Here is a 25334-nt window from a genome sequence, read left to right as displayed (position 1 = left end):
CCTGTGTGCCGCTCAGCCCCGGGCCCGCTGGGTGGCCGCGATGCACACCAGTACCGCCGCGGCCGTCAGCGGAGCGGCCACCGTCAGGTGCTCGCCCAGGAGAAGTACCGACCACACCAGTGTGAGCAGCGGCTGGGCCAGCTGCAACTGACTGGCCTTCGGGATGCCGATGGCCGCCATGCCCCGGTACCAGACGACCAGGCCGAGGAACTGCGAGCCCACCGCCACCCACAGCAGTCCGGTCACGCTGTGCGCCGTCAGGTGCACCGGCTCGAACGACAGGGCCACGGCCGCCATGGGCGCGGTCAGCGGCACGCACAGCACCAGCGCCCAGCCGATGACCTGCCACCCCGGCATCACCCGGGCCAGCCGGCCGCCCTCCGTGTATCCGGCCGCGCACACCAGCAGTGCCGCGAACAGATAGGCGTCCGCCGTGGTCAGGGCGCCACCGCTCTGCTGCACGGTGAAGGCGGCCACGGCCGCCGCACCGGCCAGCGCGGCGATCCAGAAGCCGCGCGAGGGGCGGCTGCCCACGCGCAGGGCGGACAGCAGCGCGGTGGTCAGCGGAAGCAGGCCGACCACGACGGCGGCGTGCGCGGTGGTCGAGGTCTGCAGGGCGAGCGTGGTCAGCAGGGGGAAGCCGAGGACGACCCCCGCGGCCACCACCGCGAGCCCGGACCAGTGCCGCCGCTCGGGCAGCGGCACCCGCAGCGCCAGCAGGCAGCCGCCGGCGATCACCGCGGCGAGGAGGCTGCGCACGGCGATCAGCGACCAGGGGCCGAAGCCCTCCAGGCCCCAGGCGGTGGCGGGGAAGGTGAGGGAGAAGGCCACCACGCCGAGGGCGGCCTGAAGGGTGCCGAGGGACGTGCCGCCGGCTGCCGTGCCCGCGTCGCCGACTGCTATCCGGGACGGTGTGGTAGCGCTACTCTGTGCTCTCATGCAAGAGCGTAGCAGCGTCTCCGAACTGGCGAACCAGCTCCGGCGGGAGCTCGACCGCTACTCACCCGGTGGAAAGCTCCCGTCCAGCCGGGCCCTGGTCGACCGGTTCCGGGTGAGCCCGGTGACCGTCTCCCGGGCGCTGGCGCAACTGGCCGCCGAGGGGCTGGTGGTCACTCGTCCCGGCGCCGGCGCGTTCCGGGCCCGCCCGCGCCCCTCGGCCGTACCCGCCGGGGACACCTCCTGGCAGGAGGTCGCGCTCAGCGCCGACGGCGCCGCCGACCTCGTACCGCGCTCGGTGGACGCCTCCGGAGTCCTGGTCTCGCTGGCCGCGCCGCCCCCCGGCGTGGTGGAGTTCAACGGCGGCTATCTGCACCCGTCGCTCCAGCCGGAGCGGGCGATGGCGGCGGCGCTGTCCCGGGCGGGGCGACGACCCGGCGCGTGGGGCAGGCCGCCGATGGAGGGGCTGCCGGAGCTGCGGGAGTGGTTCGCGCGCAGCATCGGCGGGGCCATCACCGCGGCGGAGGTGCTGGTCACGGCGGGCGGTCAGTCCGCGCTGACCACCGCCCTGCGCGCACTCGCCCCGCCCGGTGCCCCCGTCCTCGTCGAGTCCCCGACCTACCCCGGCATGCTGGCCATCGCGCGGGCGGCCGGCCTGCGCCCGGTGCCGGTTCCCGTGGACGCGGACGGTGTGCGGCCGGCCCTGCTGGCCGACGCGTTCCGGGCAACGGGCGCCCGCGTCTTCGTCTGCCAGCCCCTGTTCCAGAACCCGACCGGCGCCGTACTCGGCCCCGACCGGCGCGGCGAGGTCCTGCGCATCGCCCGCGCGGCAGGCGCCTTCGTCGTCGAGGACGACTTCGTACGGCGGCTGGTGCACGAGGACGCGGGCCCGCTCCCCGCCCCGCTCGCCGCCGACGACCCGGACGGCGTCGTCGTCCACGTCTGCTCGCTGACCAAGGCGACCTCGCCCAGCTTCCGGGTGTCCGCCCTGGCCGCGCGCGGGCCGGTGCTGGAGCGGCTGCGGGCCATCCAGGTCGTCGACACCTTCTTCGTGCCCCGCCCGCTCCAGGAGGCGGCGCTGGAACTCGTAGGCTGCCCTGCCTGGCCGCGCCATCTGCGGGCCATCTCGGCGGAGCTGAGGGCCCGCCGGGACACGATGACGTCCGCGCTGCGCCTGCACCTGCCCGAGCTGGCCCTGCCCCACGTTCCCTCCGGGGGCTACCACCTGTGGCCGCGGCTGCCCGAGGGCACGGACGAGGCCGCCCTCACCGCGGCGGCCCTGCGCGCGGGCGTCGCGGTGACCCCGGGCCGCCCGTACTTCAGCGCCGAGCCCCCCGCCGCCCATCTCCGGCTGAGCTTCGCGGCGGTCGCGGGCACCGGGGAGATCGCGGAAGGGGTACGGCGGCTGCGCACGGCCTGCGCCGAGGTGTGGGGCTGACCGGGTCCGGACACCGGCCCGGCGCCAGCCGGGACGAGGCGCCGCGCGCCGCGGGCGACCTGCCGTGCACCTGCTCTCCCGCTCCCTCGGGGAACGCACCCGGCGCGGTCGTGCCACCGGCACCCGCGCCCTGCGGTCGTGCCACCGGGCCTCCCGCGCCCGGCAGTCGCGCCGCCGGCCCTCCCGCGCCCCCTCCCCGCAGCCGCGCCACCGGGGCCTAGGAACCCGGCGTCTCGCGGACGTGGTCCGTCGTGAGCAGCAGGTCCTTGGCCGGGCCGCCGACCCGCCACACGGTCCGCCAGCGGTCCCGGTCCCGGACGGTGAACTCGCCCCGGTAGAGGTCGGCGGCGCACGGATGGTCCGCCACATGGTGTCCCGTGCCCAGGTCCAGGACATGGAAGGGCCGGCCGTCCGCGAAGCGCACGTCGGCGGTGCCCGGAGCGGCTCCCGGCTCGTAGCGCAGTGTCCGCTCGGCGGGGCGGGTCACGCCCTGCCAGGTGAAGGCGCCGGACTCCCGGCTCAGCAGCCCTCCTCCCGGGAGCGCGTCGAACACCGTGGCTCCCTCGAAGCGGCCCTCCGCCCCGCTCGCCAGATCCCGCACCGACCGCTCGGTGCGCCACCGGCCCGCGAGGTACGCCAACACGTCCGGCACCGGCCACAACTCGCCCATTACCAACCGCTTTCCGCCTCCGGTCCCCTGGTCGCCGCGCGACCCATTGACGCGCCTCCACCCCCTCCCTATCTTGCCGTTCGAAGTGCTGACCAATGTCCGACATCTCGAACAACCTGGTGAGAGCCGCGGAGTATCCATGTCACGCACCCCGACCGCAGGGGGCGTCACCGCGGCCCCGGAAGTGGATTGCATAAACGTGCGTAGAAACGTATAGTCATGCCATCAAGGATGGAGGACGTCATGGCGGTACGTGCGGCGGTGGCCGGAGCGAGCGGGTATGCGGGCGGTGAGCTGCTGCGCCTGCTCCTCGCGCACCCCGGGGTCGAGATCGGCGCCCTGACCGGGAGCTCCAACGCGGGGCACAGGCTCGGCGCGCTGCAGCCGCACCTGCTGCCGCTGGCCGACCGGGTCCTGGAGGCGACGACGCCCGAGGTCCTCGCCGGACACGACGTCGTGTTCCTCGCGCTGCCGCACGGGCAGTCCGCCGCCGTCGCCGAGCGGCTCGGACCGGACGTGCTGGTCGTGGACATGGGCGCCGACTTCCGGCTGAAGGACGCCGCCGACTGGGAGAGCTTCTACGGTTCCCCGCACGCCGGCACCTGGCCCTACGGCCTGCCCGAACTGCCGGGCGCCCGCGCCGCGCTGGAGGGGTCCAAGCGCGTCGCGGTGCCCGGCTGCTACCCGACGGCCGTGTCGCTGGCGCTCTTCCCCGCGTACGCCGCCGCGCTGGCCGAGCCCGAGGCCGTCGTCGTCGCCGCCTCCGGCACCTCCGGCGCCGGCAAGGCGGCCAAGCCGCACCTGCTGGGCAGCGAGGTCATGGGCTCCATGTCGCCGTACGGCGTCGGCGGCGGTCACCGCCACACCCCCGAGATGATCCAGAACCTCGGCGCGGTCGCCGGCGAGCCGGTCTCCGTCTCCTTCACCCCGACCCTCGCGCCGATGCCCCGGGGCATTCTCGCCACCTGCACCGCCAAGGCCCGCCCGGGGGTGACGGCCGAGTCCCTCCGCGCCGCCTACGAGAAGGCCCTCGCCGACGAGCCCTTCGTGCACCTGCTGCCCGAGGGCCGGTGGCCCGCCACCGCGTCCGTCTACGGTTCCAACGCCGTTCAGATCCAGGTCGCGTACGACGCCGCCGCAGGCCGCATCATCGCCATCAGCGCCATCGACAACCTGGCCAAGGGCACCGCCGGCGGTGCCGTCCAGAGCATGAACATCGCCCTCGGTCTCGACGAGACCACCGGACTGACGACGATCGGAGTCGCGCCGTGAGTGTGACGGCAGCCAAGGGGTTCACGGCGGCCGGTGTGGCCGCCGGGATCAAGGAGAGCGGCAATCCCGACCTGGCCCTCGTGGTCAACACCGGCCCCCGCCGTACCGCCGCGGGCGTCTTCACGTCCAACCGCGTCAAGGCCGCACCGGTGCTCTGGTCCGAGCAGGTGCTGAAGGGCGGGCGGGTGTCCGCCGTGGTCCTCAACTCCGGCGGCGCCAACGCGTGCACCGGCCCCAAGGGCTTCCAGGACACCCACGCCACCGCCGAGAAGGCCGCCGAGGTGCTCGGTACGGGCGCCGGCGAGGTCGCCGTCTGCTCCACGGGACTGATCGGCGTACCGCTGCCCATGGACAAGCTGCTCCCGGGCGTGGAGACCGCCGCCGACCGGCTCTCCGAGCACGGCGGTGAGAAGGCCGCCATCGCCATCAAGACCACCGACACCGTGCACAAGACGTCCGTCGTGACCAGGGACGGCTGGACCGTCGGCGGCATGGCCAAGGGCGCCGGCATGCTCGCCCCCGGCCTCGCCACCATGCTCGTCGTGCTCACCACCGACGCCGACCTGGATGCCGGCGTGCTCGACCGCGCCCTGCGCGACGCCACCCGGGTCACCTTCGACCGGGTCGACTCCGACGGCTGCATGTCCACCAACGACACCGTGCTGCTGCTCGCCTCCGGTGCCGCCGGCGTCGCCCCGGAGTACGCCGAGTTCGCCGAGGCCGTCCGCACCGTCTGCGACGACCTCGGGCAGCAGCTCATCCGGGACGCCGAGGGCGCCAGCAAGGACATCAAGGTCGAGGTCGTGAACGCCGCGAGCGAGGACGACGCCGTCCAGGTCGGCCGCACCATCGCCCGCAACAACCTCCTCAAGTGCGCCGTCCACGGCGAGGACCCCAACTGGGGCCGAGTGCTCTCCGCCATCGGCACCACCTCCGCCGCCTTCGAGCCCGACCGCCTGAACGTCGCCATCAACGGCGTCTGGGTCTGCAGGAACGGCGGGGTCGGCGAGGACCGCGAACTGGTCGACATGCGCTACCGCGAGGTCCACATCGTGGCCGACCTCGCCGCCGGCGACGCCACCGCCACCATCTGGACCAACGACCTCACCGCCGACTACGTCCACGAGAACAGCGCCTACAGCTCATGAGTACGACGAGGAAGCACACCGCGCTCCCCAAGGCCCAGATCCTCATCGAGGCGCTGCCCTGGCTGACCCGGCACCACGGCAGGATCGTCGTCATCAAGTTCGGCGGCAACGCCATGATCGACGAGGACCTGAAGGCCGCCTTCGCCCAGGACGTCGTCTTCCTGCGCCACGCCGGCCTCAAGCCCGTCGTCGTGCACGGTGGCGGCCCGCAGATCAGCGCCGCCCTCGACAAGCACGGCATCGTCAGCGAGTTCAAGGCCGGCCTGCGCGTCACCACCGAGGACGCCATGGACGTCGTACGGATGGTGCTGGCCGGGCAGGTGCAGCGCGAGCTGGTCGGGCTGCTCAACCAGTACGGGCCGTTCGCCGTCGGCCTCACCGGCGAGGACGCGCACACCATCACCGCCACCAGGCACCGGCCCCGGATCGACGGCGAGTCCGTCGACATCGGGCGGGTCGGTGAGATCACCGAGATCGACACCGGCGCCATCGAGGCGCTGCTCGCCGACGGCCGCATCCCGGTCGTCTCGTCGATCGCCCGCTCCCAGGACGACGGACATGTCTACAACGTCAATGCTGATACGGCGGCTGCGGCACTCGCTGCGGCGCTCGGCGCCGAGACTCTCATGGTCCTCACCGACGTCGAGGGCCTCTACGAGGACTGGCCGAACTCGGACGAGGTGATCAGCCGCCTCACCGCCTCCCAGCTGGAGAGACTGCTCCCGGACCTGTCCTCGGGCATGGTGCCGAAGATGGAGGGCTGCCTGCACGCCGTGCGGGGCGGCGTCACCACCGCCCGCGTCATCGACGGCCGGGTCCAGCACTCGATCCTGCTGGAGATCTTCACCGACGAGGGCATCGGCACGATGGTCGTGCCGGACGAACAGGGGGAGTCGTGAGCAACGAGGAACTGACCGGGCGGTGGCAGTCCGCGCTCATGAACAACTACGGCACGCCGCGCCTGCCCCTGGTCCGCGGCGAGGGCGCCCGGCTCTGGGACGCCGACGGCAAGGAGTACCTGGACTTCGTCGGCGGCATCGCGGTCAACGCGCTCGGCCACGCGCACCCCGCGGTGGTCGAGGCGGTCAGCCGGCAGATCGCCTCCCTCGGCCACGTCTCCAACCTCTTCATCGCCGAGCCGCCCGTCCTGCTCGCCGAACGGCTGCTCCAGCGCTTCGGCCGCGACGGCAAGGTCTACTTCTGCAACTCCGGTGCCGAGGCCAACGAGGGCGCCTTCAAGATCGGCCGGCTGACCGGCCGGCCGCACATGGTCGCCACCCACGGCGGTTTCCACGGCCGCACCATGGGCGCCCTGGCGCTGACCGGCCAGCCCGGCAAACGGGAGCCGTTCCTGCCGCTGCCCGGTGACGTCACGCACGTGCCGTACGGCGACCCGCAGGCGCTGGCGGCCGCGGTCACCGAGGAGACCGCCCTCGTCGTCATCGAGCCGATCCAGGGCGAGAACGGCGTCGTCGTCCCGCCTCCCGGCTACCTGAAGGCGGCCCGGGCCATCACCGCCGCCACCGGCGCGCTGCTCGTCCTGGACGAGGTGCAGACCGGGATCGGCCGGACCGGGCACTGGTTCGAGTACCAGGCGCACGAGGGCGTCCTGCCGGACGTCGTCACGCTCGCCAAGGGCCTCGGCGGCGGACTGCCGCTGGGCGCCACGGTCGCCTTCGGCCGTGCCGCCGACCTCCTCCGGCCCGGCCAGCACGGCACCACCTTCGGCGGCAACCCGGTCGCCTGCGCCGCCGGACTCGCCGTCGTCGACACCATCGCCGACGAGGGTCTGCTGGACAACGTCAAGCGGCAGGGCGAGACGATCCGCGGCGGCGTCGAGGCTCTGGGCCACCCCTTGATCGGCCACGTCCGGGGCGCCGGGCTCCTCCTGGGTATCGTGCTCACCGAACCGCTCGCGGCCCAGGTGCAGCAGGCGGCTCAGGACGCCGGAATCCTGGTGAACGCGCCCGCACCCGATGTCGTACGGCTGATGCCGCCGCTGAACCTCGGCGACGACATGGTGGACGCGTTCCTCGGGGCGCTGCCCGGCATCCTTGACCAGGCCGCCCGGGCGGCCGACGGGGACGGACGATCCGGAGAATGAGACGACGATGAGCCACGCGCAGGAGCACGAGCAGAACGGTGGGGCCGCCGTACCGCAGACCCGCACCGCACGCCACCGCCGGATCGTGGACATCCTCAACCGGCAGGCGGTGCGCTCGCAGAGCCAGCTCGCGAAACTGCTCGCCGACGACGGGCTGACCGTCACGCAGGCGACGCTCTCCCGGGACCTGGACGAGCTGAACGCGGTGAAGATCCGCAACACCGACGGCGACCTCATCTACGCGGTGCCCAGCGAGGGCGGTTTCCGCACCCCGCGGGCCCCGCTCGGGGAGTCGGCGAAGGAGGAGCGGATGCGGCGGCTCTCCGCGGAGCTGCTGATCTCCGCGGAGGCGTCGGCGAACCTCGTGGTCCTGCGGACCCCTCCGGGGGCGGCGCAGTTCCTCGCCTCCGCGATCGACCAGGCGGAGCTGCACGACATCCTGGGCACGATCGCGGGGGACGACACGCTGATGCTGATCAGCAGGGAGCCCACGGGCGGACAGGCGCTGGCGGACCATCTGCTGCGGCTGGCTCAGAACGGTCACTGAGCGCTGCGCGGCTGGGCCGGGGTGCCGCGCGGGCCGGTGGTGCGGTGGGGGTGGGTGACGCGGTGGCCTCCCGCCGGGGCGGGTGGGTGACGCGGTGGTGTCCCGGCGCCGTGGGGGTGGCTGTTGGACGTGCGGTGGTGTCTCAGTGCCGTGGGGGTGGCTGTTGGACGTGCGGTGCGGGCCGTCCGTGGCTGGTCGCGCAGTTCCCCGCGCCCCCGAGGGCGTTGCCGTCACGCCCCTCTCCGCCCGGCCTGATCGTCCTCCTGGGGGCCTCTCCCCGGCAGCCCTCCTGGGGGTCCCTCCGGTCGCCCCTCTGAGGTGTCCCTCCGGTCGTCCTTCTGGAATGTCTCACCGGTCGTCCTTCTGGGGCCTCATCCTGGTCGCAGTCCTGGGGCCGTGTCCCGGTCGTCCTCCTCCCGGGGACTCTCACCCCAGCCACCCCGCCAGCCCCCGGGTGCACCGGACCTCGTCCCCCGCCGTGATCAGCAGGGCCTCGACCCCGTCGAGGGACTCCAGCCACCGCAGCCCTTCCCGCGAACCTCTTGCGAAGGCGGCCGTGGCCCAGCAGTCCGCCCAGGTCAGCCGGGGCGCGACCACCGTCACCGCCACCAGGTCGGTCACCGCGGAGCGCCCGGTGCGCGGGTCGACGACGTGCGCGCCCCGCTCCGCCGAGCCGGACGTCGCCACGGCCAGCCCGGCCGCCCCCGCGGCGGAGACGACGGCCGCCAGCCCACCCGGACGCAGCGGGTCCGACACGCCGATCCGCCAGGGCCGTCCCGCCCCCGGCGTCCCGAGTACCTGCACGTCCCCGCCCCCGTTGACGCTGACGCCACTCGCACCGGCCGCCGCGATCCGCCGCGCGGCACGCTCCACGGCCCAGCCCTTGACGATCCCGGTGGGGTCGAGACGGCCCTGGTACGTCGTGCTGAACCAGCCGTCGCTCACCCGCTCGGCCTCCGTCGCCAGCCCCAGCACCTCGGCGACCTCGGGCGCGCACGCCCCCACGCTCAGCTCACCGCGCGCCAGCCGCGAGACCTGGCTCGCGGCCCGGTAGGTGCTGAACACCTCGTCGACCCGGCGCAGCCCCGCGACCGCCTCGTCCACCGCCGCCCGTACGGCCGCGGGTTCCCCGCCGCGGACGTCGAAGGAGAAGACGGTCCCCATCGTCTCCTCCACGTGACGCACCGCGGCGGGAGTCCGTGCGGACCCGGTCACGGTGTCAGTCACCGGCCCGGTCCAGTGCCGACTGGAGGGACTGCTTGTATCCGGCGCTGGTGTAGGTGGCGCCGGACACGGCGTCGATGTCGGCGGTGCCGGCGGCGATCGCGGCTCGGTTGAGCTGGGGGACGGCGTCGGCGGTGACCTGGTCGCTCCGACCGCCCTTCGGCGCCTGTACGGCCTCCGCGGCGGTGATCCTCCCGCCCTCCACCGTGAGCCGGACCTGCACGGGCCCGTACTGGGTACGGGCGGCGTCACCCGTGACCGTGCCCGCTCCCCGGCCGCCCTGCGGCGACTGGACGGCCGCCGGCGGGGCCGCGCCGCCCACCGCCGAGGCGGAGCCCGGGTCGGACGCCGGTTTCAACGCCAGCAGCAGCACGATCCCGGACGCGGTCGCGGCACCGGCGAGCACGGCACGCCGAACGGGGTGGCTTTTCCTCATCTGTCCTGGACTCCTGATGTCCGTCGCTCACATCTCGAACGACTCGTGGTGGATGCGGCGGGCGGGGACCCCCGCGCCGCGCAGTGCCTCGTACACCGACTGGGCGAAGCCGGGCGGCCCGCACAGGAAGACGTCGTGGCGGTCGACATCCGGGATCTTGCGGCTCAGCGTCTGCGCGGAGATGTCCGGGCGCTCCCCGTCCGGACTGTTGACCGCGTACATCAGCCGGGCCCCGCGCTCCTCGGCGATCCCGGCCAGCTCGTCCCAGAGCGCCAGGTCCCGGGTGCTGTTGGCCCGGTAGAGCAGGGTGATGTCACCGGACGCGCCGGGCAGCGTCTCGAAGAGCGCCCGCATCGGCGTGATCCCCACCCCGCCCGCCACCAGCAGCACCTTGCCGCGGCTGCGGCGCTGGGCGGTCAGGGCGCCGTACGGGCCCTCAGCCCACACCCGGGTCCCGGGCTTCAGCTCCCGCAGCCGGGCACTGTGGTCGCCGATCGCCTTGACGGTGATCCGCAGCATGTCCGGGCGTGGCGCCGCCGACAGCGAGTACGGGTGCGAGCTGAACCGCATCCCCGGCGCCCGGAACCGCCAGCGGAAGAACTGCCCGGCCTCCGCGCCCATCCGGTGCAGCCGGCGCCCGCCGATCAGCACCGACACGATGCCGGGCGTCTCCTCGATGACCGCCTCGACCCGCATCCGGTGCCGCAGGTTGAGACGCAGGGGGGTCAGGACGCGGTACCAGAGCACGAGCGCGGTCACCGTCCCGTACAGCGCGTACCAGACGGTCTTCGCGACCGGTTCGACGGCGAAGTCGTTGCCGGTGGCCAGCTGGTGCCAGAAGACCAGGAACACGGCCACGTAGGTCAGCAGGTGCACGTGGTACCACGCGTCGTACGGGACGCGGCGGCGGACCGGGCCGGCGGACAGCAGCCCGATGAGGACCAGCAGGCCGGTGCCGACGGCCGCCTTGCCCAGGTCCGGGAGCACGCTCACGGAGTCGACCGTCTGCTGGACGATGCCGCCCAGGCCCAGGCCGGCCTGGGCGGCGTACCCCCACATGATCAGGAAGACGTGGGCGAGGACCAGGCAGAGCGTGTAGCGGCCGGTCATGGCGTGCCAGCGGGCGACCCGGTCGGAGCCCACCCGTCGCTCCAGGGCCGGCACCCGGGCCGTCTGGAGCACCACCAGCGCCATCAGGTATCCGGCGAGCAGTCCGGTGATCCGGCCGGCGTTCAGGATCATGCCGGTGTCGTCGGAGATGGCGGGCGTGTTGCGCCACCACAGCCACAACACGCCCGCCGCGCCCGCCCACACGGCGAGCAGCAGGGGGACGGCGGGGGAGCGGCGCGGACGGATGCGCCGCATCGTCTGACGGCGGGCGGCACGGCCGCCGGCGAGCGTGGTGGTCACGGTTCCTCCGTGGGACTCGGCCCTTGGCCCACCCATACGCGCCGCGCCACCGCAGCGTTCAGGCCATGCCGGTACTGCTGCCGCCGCTCAGTAGCGCGTGATCGCCGTCGCCCCGTCCGCGGTGCCGATCGCGAGGTGCGGTGCGGCGGCGGGATCGGCCCACCGCAGGATGCGCCGCATCGCCTCGGCCGGCACCGACACGCAGCCGGCCGTCGCCCCGCGCCCGTCGACGTGCAGGAAGATGCCCGCCCCGCGCCCGCGCACCGGGCGGTGGTAGTTGAAGCCGACGACCAGGGCATGCGCGTACTGTGCCGGGTAGGTGATCAGATGCTCGGCCTCGGTGGCGCGGCAGTCGGCGGGACGCGGTTCGGTCCAGCGGTTGTAGGCGCGGGATTCGTTGTCCTGGCACCACCAGGAGTCCTGGCGCACCTCGCGGTACCGGTACGCCGTCCCGCGCGGCGCGGCCCGGATGCCGAAGGCGTACGGCAGGTCGTACAGGCCGGTCGGGGTGGTGTTCGTGCCCTGGACGCGCGTCACACCGTCGGCCAGGCCGTTGGCTCCGAAGCGGGCGGGGGCGGAACCCGCCGCCACCCACCGGCCGTGCCGGCCGCCCCGGCGGTCCCACCAGGTGACCCGGCCCTCGGTCGAGCCGGTCCGCGGCGCGACCGCGGTGATCAGCTGGGTGCCGCCGCCGGTGTCCGCCATCCGGGCCGGCAGCGGCCCGGGAGGAGGCCCGCCGGCGGGCGCGGCACCGAGCACGAGGAGGGAGGCGGACAGGAGGGCGGCGACGACACCGGGGCGCATGGCTCAGACGGTAGAGGGGGGCAGCGGCAACGGCAGCCCGGGAAGACCGTCCAGGCTCGTGGCGATGTGCTCCTTCCCGGTGAAGTACGCGCTGAGCGAGGCGTCGTCCTCACGGGCGAACCGCTTGCCGTGCAGGTCCCGGTCCGACTCGTACGCCATGAAGGGGACGGCGTACCCGCAGCTGTCGCGGACGAGTTCGGCGGTCACGACGACGATCGCACGCAGCCCGTGCGCGGTGGGGTCGATGCCGGGGAAGCGGCCGAGGAGATCCGGGAAGCGGGGGTCGTCACGGAAGACCGGCTCGCCGCGGCCGTGCACCCGGACGATGTTCGGCGGGCCCTGGAAGGCGCACCACATCAGGGTGATCCGCCCGTTCTCCCGCAGGTGGGCGATGGTCTCCGCGGTGGAGCCGGCGAAGTCGAGGTAGGCCACGGTGAGTTCGTCGAGCACCGCGAAGCTGCCCGTGAGGCCCTTGGGGGAGAGGTTGACCGTGCCGTCGCCGGCCAGGGGAGCGGTGGCGGTGAAGAAAAGGGGCTGGGCCTCGATGAAGGCGCGGAGTCTGCCGTCTATGCGCTCATAAGTCTTTCCCATGACTGACGAGTATGGGTGCGGGACGCCCGCACGTCCGAAGTATGTCGGACACGCGTCCGGCCCCGCCCGCCGGATTGACGATTCATGCATAACTCTGCATACTCATGCATGCCACCGGAGGTACCGTGCGGAGGCGGTGGCACATCGACGGCCTTGAGGAGCGACCCAAGTGAGCAGCAACAGCGGTGACGTCCGGCTCTGGGGCGGCCGTTTCGCCGACGGACCCGCCGAGGCCCTCGCGAAGCTGTCCGCGTCCGTCCACTTCGACTGGCGGCTCGCGCCCTACGACATCGCCGGCTCGCGGGCCCACGCGCGCGTGCTGCACTCGGCGGGGCTGCTCACCGAGGACGAGCTGACCCGGATGATCGCGGGGCTCGACCGGCTCGAAGCGGATGTCGCCGACGGCTCCTTCGTCGGCACCCTCGCCGACGAGGACGTGCACACCGCCCTGGAGCGCGGCCTGCTGGAGCGTCTCGGCCCCGACCTCGGCGGCAAGCTGCGCGCCGGCCGGTCCCGCAACGACCAGGTGGCCACCCTCTTCCGCATGTACCTGCGCGACCACGCCCGGATCGTCGGCGGTCTGATCGCCGGCCTCCAGGACGCGCTGGTCGGCCTCGCCGAGGCCCACCCCGACGTGGCGATGCCCGGCCGCACCCACCTCCAGCACGCCCAGCCGGTGCTCTTCGCCCACCACGTCCTCGCCCACGTCCAGGCCCTCGGCCGGGACGCGGAGCGGCTGCGGCAGTGGGACGAGCGCACGGCCGTGTCGCCGTACGGCTCCGGAGCGCTCGCGGGCAGCAGCCTCGGCCTGGACCCCGAGGCGGTCGCCGCGGACCTCGGGTTCGAGCACGGCAGCGTCGGCAACTCCATCGACGGCACGGCCTCCCGCGACTTCGTCGCCGAGTTCGCCTTCATCACCGCGATGATCGGCGTGAACGTCTCCCGGATCGCCGAGGAGATCATCATCTGGAACACGAAGGAGTTCTCCTTCGTGACCCTGCACGACGCCTTCTCCACCGGCTCCTCGATCATGCCGCAGAAGAAGAACCCGGACATCGCCGAGCTGGCCCGCGGCAAGTCCGGCCGCCTCATCGGCAACCTCACCGGCCTGATGGCCACGCTCAAGGCCCTCCCGCTCGCCTACAACCGCGACCTCCAGGAGGACAAGGAGCCGGTCTTCGACTCCATCGACCAGCTGGAGATCCTGCTCCCCGCCTTCACCGGCATGATGGCCACCCTCACCGTGCACCGCGAGCGGATGGAGGAGCTGGCCCCGGCCGGGTTCTCGCTCGCCACGGACATCGCCGAGTGGCTGGTCCGGCGGGGCGTGCCGTTCCGCGTCGCGCACGAGGTGGCCGGTGAGTGCGTGAAGGCCGCCGAGGCCGAGGGCAAGGAACTGGACGAACTGACCGACGAGCAGTTCGCGAAGATCTCCGCCCATCTCACCCCCGAGGTCCGCTCGGTCCTCGACGTCCCCGGTGCCCTCGCCTCCCGCGACGGCCGCGGCGGTACGGCGCCCAGCGCGGTCGCCGTCCAGCTCGCCGAGGTGAAGGCGGACGTGGCGGCGCAGCACGCGTGGGCGGACGCGAAGCGCTAGCCCGCCCGTGTGTCCGGAGGGTATCGCGGTTACGTTGGTCGTCAGCTGCCGGCAGCCGACCGAACGGAGCCCGCGATGCCCTTCGCCCGCCTCACCGCCGCGACGACCCCCACCTGCCACATCGGCCTGGGGCTCGCCGCCGTCGGTCGCCCCGGCTACCTCACTCTCGGACGGGCCCGGGACCTGCCGCCCGACCGCAGCGTCGAGGCGCTGCGCGAGCGTACCCACGACCTCCTCGACGCGGCCTACGCGCAGGGCGTCCGGTACGTCGACGTGGCCCGCTCCTACGGGCGCTCGGAGGAGTTCCTCGCCGACTGGCTCCGGGACCGTCCCGGCACCGACGACGTGGTCGTCGGTAGCAAGTGGGGCTACACCTACACCGCCGGCTGGTCGGCCGAGGCCGAGCGGCACGAGGTCAAGGACCACGGCGTCGCGACCTACGAACGCCAGCGCGCGGAGACCGACGCCCTGCTCGGCGACCGGCTCGACCTCTACCAGATCCACTCGCTGACCCCCCGGAGTCCCGCGCTCACCGACAAGGACCTGCACGCGAGGCTGGCCGAGGCCGCCGCCCGGGGCGTCACCGTCGGATTCTCCACCAGCGGCCCCGCCCAGGCCGAGGTCATCCGCGCCGCGCTCGCCGTCACCGTCGACGGCGAGCCCCTCTTCCGTACCGTGCAGTCGACGTACAACGGGCTGGAGACCTCCGCCGGGCCCGCGCTGGCCGAAGCCCACGAGGCCGGGCTCACCGTGATCGTCAAGGAGGGCATGGCCAACGGCCGCCTCGCGGAACCCCACGCGCCCGACGCGCTGAAGGCCGTGGCGCAGGAGACGGGCCTGGGCTGCGACGCGGTCGCCCTCGCGCTGGTCCTGCGGCAGCCCTGGGCCGGTGTCGTCCTCTCCGGCGCCGCGACCGTGAACCAGCTCGGCTCGAACCTGCACGCCGCCGTGGTCGACCTCGACGACGACCAGGTGGCGCGCCTGGACGCACTGGTCGAGGCGCCTGACGCCTACTGGGAGCGGCGCGCGCGGCTGCCCTGGCACTGAGGCGCACAGCCACGGCCGGCCGGCGCGCCGGACCGAGCCACCGCGGCGGGACCGTGACGGACACCGCGGCGGGACCGTGACGGACACCGCGGCGGGACGGTGACGGACACCGCGGCGGGACGGTGACGGACACCGGGACGGGGCCGTCACGGGAGTCACGCATGCTCAATGTGAGACGAAGTTGTCTCATGTGGGTTATCGTTGTCTCATGGCCGTTGACCGAGATCGGGTATTGCGCAGCGCCGCCGCCCTGCTGACCAGAAAAGCCACCGCGACCATGGACGAGGTCGCCCGAGCCGCCGGGATCAGCCGGGCCACGCTGCACCGGCATTTCGCGGGGCGCGACGCCCTCGTCCGGGCGCTGGAGGCGCTCGGCATCGCCGAGTGCGAGGCGGCCCTGGACGCCGCCCGGCTGGACGACGGCCCCGCGGCCGACGCGGTGCGCCGGCTCGTGCGCGAGATCGAGCCCGCAGCCGGACTGCTCGCCTTCCTCTACACCGAGAACCAGCTGTTCGAGGGCGAGGAGCAGCACGAGGGCTGGGCCCGCATCGACTCCCGGATGGCGGCGGTGTTCCGCCGCGGCCAGGACAACGGCGAGTTCCGCATCGACCTGGCCCCGGTCTGGCTCACCGAGGCCCTCTACGGCCTGCTGGGCGCCGCCGCCTGGGCCGTCGCCGAGGGCCGCGTGGCCCGCAACGACTTCACCCACATGATCGTCGAGCTGCTGCTCGGCGGCGCACTTCGGAGAGAGTGAACGATGATCCGCACCCCGCAGTCGGCGCAGACCACCGAGGCGGTGAAGCGCCCCGCCCGCTGGCTCGCGCTGTCCGTCCTCGTGCTGGCCGTACTGCTGGTGGCCGTCGACGCGACCGTCCTCGGCCTCGCGACCCCCTACATCAGTGAGGACCTCGCCCCGTCCGGCACCCAGTTGCTCTGGATCGGTGACGTCTACTCCTTCGTCATCGCCGGTCTCCTCGTCAGCATGGGCAGCCTCGGCGACCGCGTCGGACGCAAGCGCATCCTGCTCATCGGCGCCACGGCGTTCGGCGCGGTGTCCGTGCTGAACGCCTACGCGTCGACGCCCGAGCTGATGATCGTCGCCCGGGCCCTGCTCGGTGTCGCGGGCGCCACCCTGATGCCCGCCACCCTCGCCCTGATCCGCAACCTCTTCCACGACCCGCGCGAACGCAGCCTCGCCGTCGGCATCTGGGGCGCCGCCGCCTCGGCCGGCGCGGCGGTCGGCCCGGTCGTCGGCGGCTTCCTGCTGGAGCACTTCTGGTGGGGCTCGGTCTTCCTGATCAACCTGCCCGTGATGGCCGTCCTGGTCGTCGTCGGCGTCAGACTGCTGCCCGAGTCCCGCAACCCGGCCCCGGGCCCGTGGGACCTGCTCAGCGTCGTCCTCTCCCTGGTCGGCATGGTCGGTGTCGTGTACGCCGTGAAGGAGGCCGCCGCGCACGGGTTCGCGTGGGCCACGCTCGCCGCGGGCCTGCTGGGCGCCGCCGCGCTCCACGGCTTCGTACGCCGGCAGCTGACCATGCCGGTCCCGCTGCTCGACATGCGGCTGTTCCGCAGCCGCGGTTTCAGCGGTGCGGTGCTGGCCGACCTGCTGACCATCCTCGGCCTGTCCGGGCTGGTGTTCTTCCTCTCCCAGTACCTGCAACTCGTACAGGGCAGGCGGCCGTTCGAGGCGGGCCTGGCCGAACTGCCCGCCGCCGTCGGGGCGGTGGCCGCGGGACTGCTCGCCGGCCGCGCGGCCCGGCGCTTCTCGGTGCGCGCCGTGGTCTGCGGCGGTCTCGCCGCCGTCGGTCTCGCGCTCGCCGCGCTGACCGTCGTCGGCCAGCACACCGGCTACCCTCTGCTGGGCGCGGTCCTGCTGGTGGTCGGCGTCGGCGCGGGACTCTCGTTCACCGTCACCGCCGACGTGATCCTCTCCAGCGTGCCCCAGGAACAGGCGGGCTCCGCCTCCGCGGTCTCCGAGACGGCCTACGAACTCGGCGCCGCACTCGGCATCGCGGTGCTCGGCTCCATCGTGACCGGCGTCTACCGCGACTTCACCGGCCCGGCCGGCACCCCGGCCGCGGCCCACGAGTCGCTGGGCGGCGCGGTGGAGGCCGCCGCCGGCCTCCCCGCACCCTCGGCCGAGGCCCTGCTGAACGCCGCCCGCCAGGCCTTCGTCGACGGCCTGAGCCTCGCGGCGGGCGTCGGCGCGGCCGTCCTCCTGGCCGCCGCGGCGGTCTCCTGGCTCCTGCTGCGCGGCCAGCGTCTGGAGGGCGGGGCGGAGCACCCGTAGGAACCGACGCGCCGGCCCGGAAGGCATCGGCCGGGAAGCCGCGGCGGCCGTACGCACCCCCTGCGGGGAGGGGTCCGGAGGGGACGGATCGACGGCGACCGCCCCGCGCGCCGCCCCTGCCGGGGGAGTTGGCCGGCCGCGGCCGGTGGCCGGTACCCGCGGATGCTCGTGCGCACCCGGCACTGCGGGCCGGAGCCGCATTCCTGTCCTGATCGTGTCGCTCCCGGAGACGGGGCTGCGGATCAGTACGGGATGCTGGGGGTGCGACCACGTGTCGGTGAACCTGTTCCGGCCGCCGCTGGGGGCGCCCGTGACCCGCAGCGCGATCGAAGACCTGGCGGCCCGGCGGCGCGAACGGACGGACCGGCACTTCTCCCCGCACGTGCTGCGGCACAGCTGGGCGACCCGGCTGCTACGAGGGCTCAATGAGCCCGGCCGCCCCCTCGCGGGTCGACCGGTGTGAGCACTCCGAGCCGGTCCTCGATCGCCTGGGCCGCATCCAGGCACAGGTCCTCCCGGAACGCGCGCCCGACGATCTGTACCCCGCAGGGGAGCCCGTCGACCATCCCGGTCGGTAGGGCCACACCGGGCACGCCCACGAAGCTGGTCACGGAGCACAGGCGCATTCCCGACCCGACACGGTCCCTACCTGACCTGTCACGCGACTCCAGCCCCGGCTCGACCGGTGGTTCGGTGAAAACCGGGCCGAGCAACAGCGGGTACTCGTTGAGGAATTCGGCCCATGAACGGCGGATGTTCATCCAGGTGCCCATCAACTTCATGAACTCCTCCGCGCTCACGGGCGGGGTCTGCTCCATCGCCATCCCGATATAGCGGTCCCCGCCCTTGCCGAGCAGTCCGCGCACCACCGGCCAGGTCGGGGCGAACTCGGTCACAGTGATCCGGCCGTACACCTCAAGTGCCTCGTCCATCCGCGGTACGTCCTGCTCCTCGCGCACGTCGTATCCAGCGTCGCGGAGCGCGTCGGCCGCGGACGCGATGGCTCCGCGAATCGCAGGGTGGACACCGTGCCCGCCAGGGTCCGCCACGACCGCTACCTTCACCGGTCCCGGAAGCGGTTCGCCGTAGGCGGGCACCGGCACGGTCCGCGGGTCTCGCGGATCGGTCCCAGCCAGCGCCTCGAAAGCCAGGCGCAGGTCGCCCACGCTCCGAGCCAGCGGACCGTCGGTGACCAGCATCTGGGACGCCGGGCCCGGGTCGTCCGGGCCGAGTACGCGGTGGTCGGCGGGGAACCGGCCCGTGGACGGCTTCAGCCCGGCCACACCGCAGAACTGGGCCGGGATGCGCACCGACCCGCCGGAGTCGTTGCCGAGTCCGAGGGCTGCCATGCCCGTGGCAACGGCCACCGCGTCGCCTCCGCTGGAGCCGCCCGGAGTCCGGCTGCTGTCCCACGGGTTGACCGTGTCGCCGAACAGCTCGCTGCGCGTGTGCATCCCCGCCAGGATCAGGGTGGGGATGTTGCTGTGTCCGATGGGGATGGCTCCGGCTGCGCGCAGCCGTGCCACCGGGGGTGCGTCGGCCGACGCCACCAGATCACGGAAGCGTTCCGTGCCGAACGTAGTCGGCACGCCTTCGACGGCGGTGCTCTCCTTCACCGTGAAGGGCACCCCCGCGAGGGGCCCCAGCGTCTCACCTGCGGCCCGCCGACGGTCCGTCTGTGCGGCGGCCGCGCGTGCCCCCTCCGCCAGGAGCTGCGTGACCGCGTTCACCTGCGGGTTGACCTCGGCGATGCGGTCCAGGTGACTGTCGACCAGTTCGACGGCCGAAACCTCTGCGCTGCGCACAGCCTCCGCCTGCGCGGCGGCCGGCATGTTCCACAGGACGTCCTGCACGGCTTTACCTTCCTCGTCCACGTACCAATGCGTTTGCATCGGAACCGTACCGGGGAATCGATACGTGCGCATCGAATAAACTGCGCCGCGAAGCGGAGCGCCGAGAGATCGAGAGGTGATCGGACATGCCCAGGCAGGTGGATCACGTGAGCCGACGGCGTCTCATCGCCGAGGCCGTGTGCCGTCTCGCCGACGAACGCGGACTGGAGGGGGTGACCCTTCGCGATGTCGCCGCCCGCGCGCAGGTGTCGATGGGCGCAGTTCAGCGGTGCTTCCGCACCAAGGAAGAGATGCTCGTGTTCGCTCTCGGGCACATCAGCGAGCGGATCAGCGAGCGCGTGCAGGCCCGCCTCCTCAGGAGCCCGGCCCAGTCGGCCGGCACCGCTCTGGGCCACGCGGTCACCGAGATGTCACTGCTCCGGGAAGAGCACCGCGCCGAGGCCAGGGTCTGGCTCGCCTTCGTCGCTCAGGCGGCTGTGAGCAAGGCGCTCGCCAGGACGCTGACGGCGAACCACGCCCCCCTGCAGGAGACGTTCACCCGCCTCATCTCGGAAGCCGGCGAGGACGCCGACGGCGCCGTGCGCCTCGATCCGCGACTCGAGGCCCGCACCCTCCTCGCCCTCGCGGACGGCCTCACCGCGCACGTCCTCATCGGCCACCTCGCCCCGCACGAAGCACTCGACGTCCTCCACACGCACCTGGCCCGCCTCTGGGGGCAACCGGTCACGCGCACGCCCTCCCCGGACGCCCCACTTCCGCCACGCAAAGCCCCAGGTCATACGACGTGACGGGCCGCCGAGCCATGCACAAGCCGGTGCCGTCCGCGGTCCTCGTCCCGTGCGGCCCTACGCCGCCTTGGCCTTGCTCGCGTACATGTCCACGTACTCCTGGCCGGACAGCCGCATGACCTCGGTCATCACGGAGTCGGTCACGGCCCGCAGGACGTAGCGGTCGCGGTCCATGCCCTCGTAGCGGGAGAACTCCATCGCCTCGCCGAAGCGCACCGTGACCTTGCCCGGCCGGGGCAGGCCCGCACCGCCGGGCTGGAGCTTGTCGGTGCCGATCACGGCGAACGGCACGACGGGGGCGCCGGTCATCAGGGTGAGCCGGGCGATACCGGTACGGCCCCGGTAGAGGCGGCCGTCGGGGGAGCGGGTGCCCTCCGGGTAGATGGCGAAGACCTTGCCCTCGTCCAGGACGCGGCGGCCGGTCATCAGCGCCGCGACCCCGCCCCGGCCGCCGTCCCGGTCGACCGGGATCATGCCGACGCCGGTGAAGAACCAGGCCATCAGCCGGCCCTTGAGGCCCTTGCCGGTGACGTACTCGTCCTTGCCGATGAAGAAGACCTGCCGGTCGCACTTCAGGGGCATGATCACCGAGTCGATGAAGGTGAGGTGGTTGCCGGCCAGGATCACCGGGCCGTCGCCCGGGATGTTCTCCACGCCCTCCACCTGGGGGCGGAACATCAGGCGCATGATCGGCCCGAGCACTGCCTTGATGAGCGCGAAGCGGGACAACGGGTCCTCCGGTGTCGGGAATGCGGTATGAGTCTGTGCAGGTGAGGACATTACTCGCGGCCGAGGGGGTCGCGCACGTCGGGTCATGCGGGTCTTACCCGTTGTTGACGTGCGTTCACCTGCGGTGCGGCGGTGTCGCGGGGGCGCGGCGCCGGCCCGCGGATGTGAGGCAGGTCGCGTTCCCGGGGGAGGCAACCGCGTGCCGGTCCTCGTCACTCGCGTCGTGCTCCGCGTCGTCATGGCCGTCGCCGTCACCGTCCTGGTCCGCAGGGACCGGCGTCGTTGGTCCGGGGGACCACACGGCCCGGATCGAAACACACGCCACGCGCACATGGCGCGAGGCGCGCCGCCGGAACCGAGCCGTCGGCCCCCTCCTCCGCGGCCGCGGGACGCGTCCGGCGCCGCCGGGACGACCGCGACCACCGGCCGGGTACCCCGCCCCGTCGCCCCAAAGCCGACGACATGTCAGGTATTGCGCCTCGCCGGTCCCTTCCCGCCCCGAAGCCGACGACACGTCAGACATCGCGCCTCACCGGTCCCCCTCCGCCCCGTCGCCTCAAAGCCGACGAAACGTCAGGCATCGCATCCCGCCGGCCCCTCCCGCACACACGACATGCCCACGCACCCGCATGTTCCGCGCGCGGTCTCCCACTGGTCATGTACGCGCCCCTACGATCGGCCCGCACCGACGGTCAACGGCAGGAGGGCCCTGATGGGAACGCAGGAGTCGGACGAGCAGGCGGGCGGCACCGGACGGCGGGCGCTCCTCGGAGCGGCGGTGCTCGGCGCGGGCGGAGCCGTACTCGGTCTGTCCGGCACGGCGTCAGCCGCCGACGCCCGGCACGGCGGCGGACGGGGAGGCGTGAAGGGCCTGCCCGTCCCGACGGTCATCGGCCATCGCGGAGCCAGCGGCTACCGCCCCGAGCACACCTTCGGCGCCTACGAACTGGCCCTCGACCTGGGCGCCGACATCGTCGAGGCCGGCGACCTGGTCCCGACCAGGGACGGTCACCTCGTCTGCCGGCACGAGCCGGAGATCGGCGGCACCACGGACGTCGCCGACCACCCCGAGTTCGCCGACCGCAAGCGCACCAAACTGCTCGACGGCGTCTCCACCACCGGCTGGTTCACCGAGGACTTCACGCTCGCCGAACTCAAGACGCTCCGCGCGAGCGAACGCATCCCGGCCAACCGCCCGCACAACACCCTCTACGACGGCCGCTGGGAGATCCCCACCTTCGAAGAGGTGCTGCGCTGGCAGGACGAGCAGACCCGCAGGCGCGGCAAGCAGGTCTGGATCTACCCCGAGCTCAAGCACCCCACCTACTTCCGCAAGCTGGGCCTCGGCACGGAGGAGCGCCTCGCACGGCTGCTGCGCAGGCACGGCAAGGACGGGAAGAACTCGCCCGTCATCATCCAGTCCTTCGAGCCCACCAGCATCCAGCGGATGAACCGGCTCGTCGGCAACCCTCTCGCCGTCCTGCTGTCCGGCGCGAACAGCCGCCCCTGGGACTTCGTCGAGACCGGCGACCCGCGCACGACCGCCGACCTCGTCACGCCTAAGGGTCTCAAGGAGATCGCCTCCTACGCGCAGGGCATCGGCCCGACCCTGGACCTGATCATCCCGAGGGACTCCGCCGGCCGGCTCACCGAGCCGACCACGCTCGTCCGCGACGCGCACCGCGCGGGCCTGATCCTGCACCCGTACACGCTGCGCAACGAGAACCCCTTCCTGCCCGCGGAGTTCCGCAGGGGTACCGACCCCGACGCCTACGGCGACGTCTTCGCCGCGCTCCGGACCTACTTCGCGACCGGCATCGACGGCGTCTTCACCGACCACCCGGACACGGCTGTGCTGGCCCGCGAGGACTTCGTCAACAGCTGAGCGCGACACCCCGGATGGGGTGAGCTTCGGCCGCCCGGGCAACCCGCCGCCCGGGCGGCCGCGTCGATCCGCACATGACGCACGACCTGGTCACCTCCCTGCGGCCCCTGCTCACCGCCGAGGCCTCCGCCGAGGCGCATGCCTCCGGAGCCGAGCCATGCGACCTCGAACAGGCGGTCTGGCTGCGCCTGCTGGAGCGCCTGGAGGCCGACGGACCGCCCCACGACCCGCACCGCTGGCTGCGCAGCGCCGTCCGCACCGAGGCCCGCCGCACCCGTCGCGCGAACCGCAACGAGCGGCCGTACGACAGCGAACCGGCCGGTGCCGCCGAGGACGAGCCGGAGCAGCTCGCGCTCACCGCGGCGCGCCACCGTGCCCTGCGCGAGGCCGTGCGCAGGCTGCCCGGCCGCTGCCCCCGGCTGCTGGAGGCACTGCTGTCGCCGAAGGACCTCACCTACCGGGAGATCGCGGGGGAGTTGGGTATCTCACAGGGCAGTCTTGGCCCGGAACGTTCCCGATGTCTTGGATGTCTGCGTCGATTGCTGGCGCCGGAGGTTGCGGCTCACTGAGGACGGGGATAGGAGTGGGGGACCACAGCTGATCAGGTGAGCGGGAGGCATGCGCACATGGGCATGAGCGTGACCATCTCGGCGGCGTCCGAGCAGGATGCCGAGCAGATCTTCCGGCTGCAGTACCTCTGCTTCCAGAGCGAGGCGGCGCTGTACGGCAACTACCGCATCGACCCGCTCGTCCAGAGCCTCGACTCCGTGCGCGAGGAGGTCGCCGCCGACTGCGTCTTCGTGGCGCGGCTCGGCGACGAGGTCGTCGGCTCGGTGCGCGGCCGGGTGACGGAGGACGGGGCGGCGGCCATCGGCAAGCTCTGCGTCCACCCCCGGCTCCAGGGGCACGGCATCGGCGCCCGGCTGCTGCGGGCCGCCGAGTCGGCGCTCGCCGGGGAGCGGGGCGCCAAGCGCTTCCGCCTGCACACCGGGCACCGCAGCGAGACCGTCCTGCGGCTGTACCGGCGGGTCGGCTACGAGGCGGTCGGGACCGCGCAGGGCGCGGACGGCGTACCCATGATCGTCCTGGAGAAGCCGGCCGGGACGTACGTGACGACGGCCTGAGCCGCCGGCCGTCACCGGTCCTGGGCGGTGCGGGCCCGGCGCAGCCAGTACAGGGCCGAGAGCGGCAGGAGCACCGGGATGAACAGGTATCCCATCCCGAAGTCCGACCACACCGTCGTGTCGGGGAAGGCGGACGGCTCCACCAGTGTCCAGGTGCCGACGGCGAGCACCCCCACGAGTTCGGCGGCGCAGCACACCAGCGCCGCCCGGCGGGCCGTCTCGCCGCCGCGCACCAGGGTGTACGTGATGAAGCCGTAGACGACACCCGCGATCGCCGACAGCGTGTAGGCCAGCGGCGCCCGGTCGAACTCGGTCGAGATCTGGTACGCGGACCGCGACACGGCGCTGACGACCATCACCCCGTACAGCCACACCAGCAGGATGCCGGGCCCGGCGATCAGCCGCTTCCCGTCCTGCCGCTGCTCCGTCGCCGCCATCTCAGCCTCCCCAGATGTCGTACAGCCGCACCTGGAGGACGGCGAGGACGACACCGCCGGCGGCGACCGTCACCGAGCCCCAGCGGGTGCGCTCGGCCAGCGACATGAACCCCGCCGCCGGAACACACGCGAAGGCACCCAGCAGATACGCCACGAAGATCGTCGTGCCCTGCTCCGGTTCCTCGCCCCGCGCCAGCCGCACGATCCCGACCACCAGCTGGACCAGCGCCAGCACGGTGACCACGGCCATGCCGATGAAGTGCCAGTCCTTCGTCGGCTGGTCACGGTGGGCGGCCCAGCCGCACCAGGCGGCGAGCAGCAGCGCGGCGACGCCGGTCACCAGTGTCAGGACGTCAAGCATGGCAGCGACCCTATTACGCCCCAAAAGCCCCGCCGCCCCCGGCCCCGCCCCGACGCCGGGCGGAGGTGGGGCCTCACCCCGGTGTCGCCCGTAGGGTCGAGGGCATGCACGTCCACGCCCGGGCCCTCCTGTGCGACCACGACGGCACCCTCGTCTCCTCGCTCGCGTCCGTGCGCCGTGGCTGGACGCGGTGGGCCGCCGAGTAGGCGATCACGGCGGAGGCGTTCGGACGGGTCGAGCCGCACGGGCGGCCGGCCGCGCCGCCGGCATGACCGCCGTGGCGTTGGCCACAACCCACCGGGCCGGCGCACTCGGCGCGGATCTGGTGGCTCCCGGCCCGCCGGCCCTGCGGGCCCTGTCGGTACTGGTCACCGGGACGGGGAACGAGATCCCGGTACGGAGCTGATGCACTGCCGCACGTCCGGTCACCGTCCACCGCTGTCCAGTATCCGGACAGCGGTGTCCGGTCAGGACCGTACGTCTGCTTTACTCATCGTATGAGCACGACGAGCGACCGCACCCCTGCGACCGAGGCGACGATGACGCCCGGTGCTCGTTGTATGTGCCGAATGTGCGCCTCCTAGAGGGCCCCTGCACCACCTGAGCCTCGCGCCCCGAAGCGAGTGCCCGCTCACGTCCGCCA

At 73.1% G+C, this 25334-nt stretch carries 24 protein-coding genes and 3 pseudogenes; 16 read left to right on the top strand and 11 right to left on the bottom strand.

The window, feature by feature from the left end; genetic code table 11:
- Positions 1–12: 12 nt before the first annotated feature.
- Positions 13–939: a DMT family transporter gene (locus tag ACVV2G_RS14130; RefSeq protein WP_453843021.1), complete on the bottom strand. Its 927-nt coding sequence runs from the start codon at positions 937–939 to the stop codon at positions 13–15.
- Here ACVV2G_RS14130 and ACVV2G_RS14125 point away from each other — a divergent pair.
- Complete coding sequence (locus ACVV2G_RS14125; RefSeq protein WP_453843020.1) at positions 938–2374, top strand: aminotransferase-like domain-containing protein; 1437 nt, start codon at positions 938–940, stop codon at positions 2372–2374. The genes ACVV2G_RS14130 and ACVV2G_RS14125 overlap by 2 nt on opposite strands.
- Before the next feature lie 217 nt (positions 2375–2591).
- Here the strand turns inward: ACVV2G_RS14125 and ACVV2G_RS14120 are convergent, their stop codons facing one another.
- The gene (locus ACVV2G_RS14120; RefSeq protein WP_453843019.1) at positions 2592–3044 is read right to left on the bottom strand and encodes a DUF6314 family protein; all 453 of its coding nucleotides are present in this window, start codon (positions 3042–3044) and stop codon (positions 2592–2594) included.
- Positions 3045–3287: 243 nt separating this feature from the next.
- Here ACVV2G_RS14120 and argC point away from each other — a divergent pair, with 243 nt between their 5' ends.
- Genes argC through ACVV2G_RS14095 form a run of 5 tightly spaced genes read left to right on the top strand, consistent with a single transcriptional unit; the run spans position 3288 to position 8115 of the window.
- Positions 3288–4316 carry an N-acetyl-gamma-glutamyl-phosphate reductase gene (gene argC / locus ACVV2G_RS14115; RefSeq protein WP_453843018.1) on the top strand — a complete coding sequence of 343 codons (1029 nt, stop codon included), beginning with the start codon at positions 3288–3290 and terminating at the stop codon, positions 4314–4316.
- Complete coding sequence (gene argJ / locus ACVV2G_RS14110; protein ID WP_453843017.1) at positions 4313–5464, top strand: bifunctional glutamate N-acetyltransferase/amino-acid acetyltransferase ArgJ; 1152 nt, start codon at positions 4313–4315, stop codon at positions 5462–5464. Before argC ends, argJ begins: the two co-directional genes overlap by 4 nt.
- Positions 5461–6363: an acetylglutamate kinase gene (gene argB / locus ACVV2G_RS14105; RefSeq protein WP_453843016.1), complete on the top strand. Its 903-nt coding sequence runs from the start codon at positions 5461–5463 to the stop codon at positions 6361–6363. The genes argJ and argB overlap by 4 nt, the downstream gene beginning before the upstream one ends.
- On the top strand, positions 6360–7568 hold the full coding sequence (locus ACVV2G_RS14100; protein ID WP_453843015.1) for an acetylornithine transaminase: 1209 nt from the start codon (positions 6360–6362) through the stop codon (positions 7566–7568). The genes argB and ACVV2G_RS14100 overlap by 4 nt, the downstream gene beginning before the upstream one ends.
- Before the next feature lie 7 nt (positions 7569–7575).
- The gene (locus ACVV2G_RS14095) at positions 7576–8115 is read left to right on the top strand and encodes an arginine repressor (protein ID WP_453843014.1); all 540 of its coding nucleotides are present in this window, start codon (positions 7576–7578) and stop codon (positions 8113–8115) included.
- Positions 8116–8541: 426 nt separating this feature from the next.
- Here the strand turns inward: ACVV2G_RS14095 and ACVV2G_RS14090 are convergent, their stop codons facing one another.
- The 5 genes and pseudogenes from ACVV2G_RS14090 to ACVV2G_RS14070 form a co-directional block, all read right to left on the bottom strand.
- Positions 8542–9279, bottom strand: coding sequence for an FAD:protein FMN transferase (locus ACVV2G_RS14090; RefSeq protein ID WP_453843093.1), 738 nt, complete (start codon positions 9277–9279; stop codon positions 8542–8544).
- A gap of 64 nt (positions 9280–9343) precedes the next feature.
- Positions 9344–9775, bottom strand: a pseudogene (locus ACVV2G_RS14085) (FMN-binding protein); the annotation flags it as partial.
- A 27-nt stretch (positions 9776–9802) separates the two neighbouring features.
- Positions 9803–11185: a ferredoxin reductase family protein gene (locus ACVV2G_RS14080; protein ID WP_453843013.1), complete on the bottom strand. Its 1383-nt coding sequence runs from the start codon at positions 11183–11185 to the stop codon at positions 9803–9805.
- Between the two features lie 87 nt (positions 11186–11272).
- Positions 11273–11989 (bottom strand): L,D-transpeptidase family protein, encoded by a 717-nt coding sequence (locus ACVV2G_RS14075; protein WP_453843012.1) that lies wholly within the window; start codon positions 11987–11989, stop codon positions 11273–11275.
- Between the two features lie 3 nt (positions 11990–11992).
- The gene (locus ACVV2G_RS14070; RefSeq protein ID WP_453843011.1) at positions 11993–12580 is read right to left on the bottom strand and encodes a pyridoxamine 5'-phosphate oxidase family protein; all 588 of its coding nucleotides are present in this window, start codon (positions 12578–12580) and stop codon (positions 11993–11995) included.
- Positions 12581–12749: 169 nt separating this feature from the next.
- Here ACVV2G_RS14070 and argH point away from each other — a divergent pair, with 169 nt between their 5' ends.
- From argH to ACVV2G_RS14050, 4 genes are all read left to right on the top strand, one after another.
- A complete protein-coding gene (gene argH / locus ACVV2G_RS14065; protein ID WP_453843010.1) occupies positions 12750–14177 on the top strand; it encodes an argininosuccinate lyase in 1428 nt (475 codons plus the stop codon).
- A 75-nt stretch (positions 14178–14252) separates the two neighbouring features.
- Entirely contained in the window at positions 14253–15224 is a 972-nt protein-coding gene (locus ACVV2G_RS14060; RefSeq protein WP_453843009.1) for an aldo/keto reductase, read from the top strand.
- Between the two features lie 208 nt (positions 15225–15432).
- Entirely contained in the window at positions 15433–15978 is a 546-nt protein-coding gene (locus ACVV2G_RS14055) for a TetR/AcrR family transcriptional regulator (RefSeq protein WP_453843008.1), read from the top strand.
- Between the two features lie 3 nt (positions 15979–15981).
- On the top strand, positions 15982–17514 hold the full coding sequence (locus tag ACVV2G_RS14050) for an MFS transporter (RefSeq protein WP_453843007.1): 1533 nt from the start codon (positions 15982–15984) through the stop codon (positions 17512–17514).
- Positions 17515–17936: 422 nt separating this feature from the next.
- Here the strand turns inward: ACVV2G_RS14050 and ACVV2G_RS14045 are convergent, their stop codons facing one another.
- On the bottom strand, positions 17937–19346 hold the full coding sequence (locus ACVV2G_RS14045; protein WP_453843092.1) for an amidase: 1410 nt from the start codon (positions 19344–19346) through the stop codon (positions 17937–17939).
- Between the two features lie 146 nt (positions 19347–19492).
- Here ACVV2G_RS14045 and ACVV2G_RS14040 point away from each other — a divergent pair, with 146 nt between their 5' ends.
- Positions 19493–20155, top strand: coding sequence for a TetR/AcrR family transcriptional regulator (locus tag ACVV2G_RS14040; protein WP_453843006.1), 663 nt, complete (start codon positions 19493–19495; stop codon positions 20153–20155).
- A 57-nt stretch (positions 20156–20212) separates the two neighbouring features.
- Here the strand turns inward: ACVV2G_RS14040 and ACVV2G_RS14035 are convergent.
- Positions 20213–20942, bottom strand: a pseudogene (locus ACVV2G_RS14035) (lysophospholipid acyltransferase family protein); the annotation flags it as partial.
- Positions 20943–21596: 654 nt separating this feature from the next.
- Here ACVV2G_RS14035 and ACVV2G_RS14030 point away from each other — a divergent pair.
- From ACVV2G_RS14030 to ACVV2G_RS14020, 3 genes are all read left to right on the top strand, one after another.
- Positions 21597–22769 carry a glycerophosphodiester phosphodiesterase gene (locus ACVV2G_RS14030; protein ID WP_453843005.1) on the top strand — a complete coding sequence of 391 codons (1173 nt, stop codon included), beginning with the start codon at positions 21597–21599 and terminating at the stop codon, positions 22767–22769.
- A 74-nt stretch (positions 22770–22843) separates the two neighbouring features.
- Positions 22844–23338 carry a sigma-70 family RNA polymerase sigma factor gene (locus ACVV2G_RS14025; RefSeq protein ID WP_453843004.1) on the top strand — a complete coding sequence of 165 codons (495 nt, stop codon included), beginning with the start codon at positions 22844–22846 and terminating at the stop codon, positions 23336–23338.
- Positions 23339–23395: 57 nt separating this feature from the next.
- Positions 23396–23893 (top strand): GNAT family N-acetyltransferase, encoded by a 498-nt coding sequence (locus tag ACVV2G_RS14020; protein ID WP_453843091.1) that lies wholly within the window; start codon positions 23396–23398, stop codon positions 23891–23893.
- Between the two features lie 11 nt (positions 23894–23904).
- Here the strand turns inward: ACVV2G_RS14020 and ACVV2G_RS14015 are convergent, their stop codons facing one another.
- A complete protein-coding gene (locus tag ACVV2G_RS14015) occupies positions 23905–24330 on the bottom strand; it encodes a hypothetical protein (RefSeq protein ID WP_453843003.1) in 426 nt (141 codons plus the stop codon).
- 1 nt (position 24331) lies between these two features.
- Positions 24332–24691 carry a hypothetical protein gene (locus ACVV2G_RS14010; RefSeq protein ID WP_453843002.1) on the bottom strand — a complete coding sequence of 120 codons (360 nt, stop codon included), beginning with the start codon at positions 24689–24691 and terminating at the stop codon, positions 24332–24334.
- Positions 24692–24795: 104 nt separating this feature from the next.
- Between ACVV2G_RS14010 and ACVV2G_RS14005 the strand changes: the two are divergent.
- Together ACVV2G_RS14005 and ACVV2G_RS14000 are read left to right on the top strand one after the other, a co-directional pair.
- Positions 24796–24894 (top strand): annotated as a pseudogene (locus ACVV2G_RS14005) (HAD family hydrolase); the annotation flags it as partial.
- 74 nt (positions 24895–24968) lie between these two features.
- Positions 24969–25097: a hypothetical protein gene (locus tag ACVV2G_RS14000; protein WP_453843001.1), complete on the top strand. Its 129-nt coding sequence runs from the start codon at positions 24969–24971 to the stop codon at positions 25095–25097.
- The last annotated feature ends 237 nt before the right edge of the window (positions 25098–25334 follow it).

Source organism: Streptomyces sp. JK94 (assembly GCF_053613315.1).
This window is presented reverse-complemented; position numbering and strand designations above follow the sequence as displayed.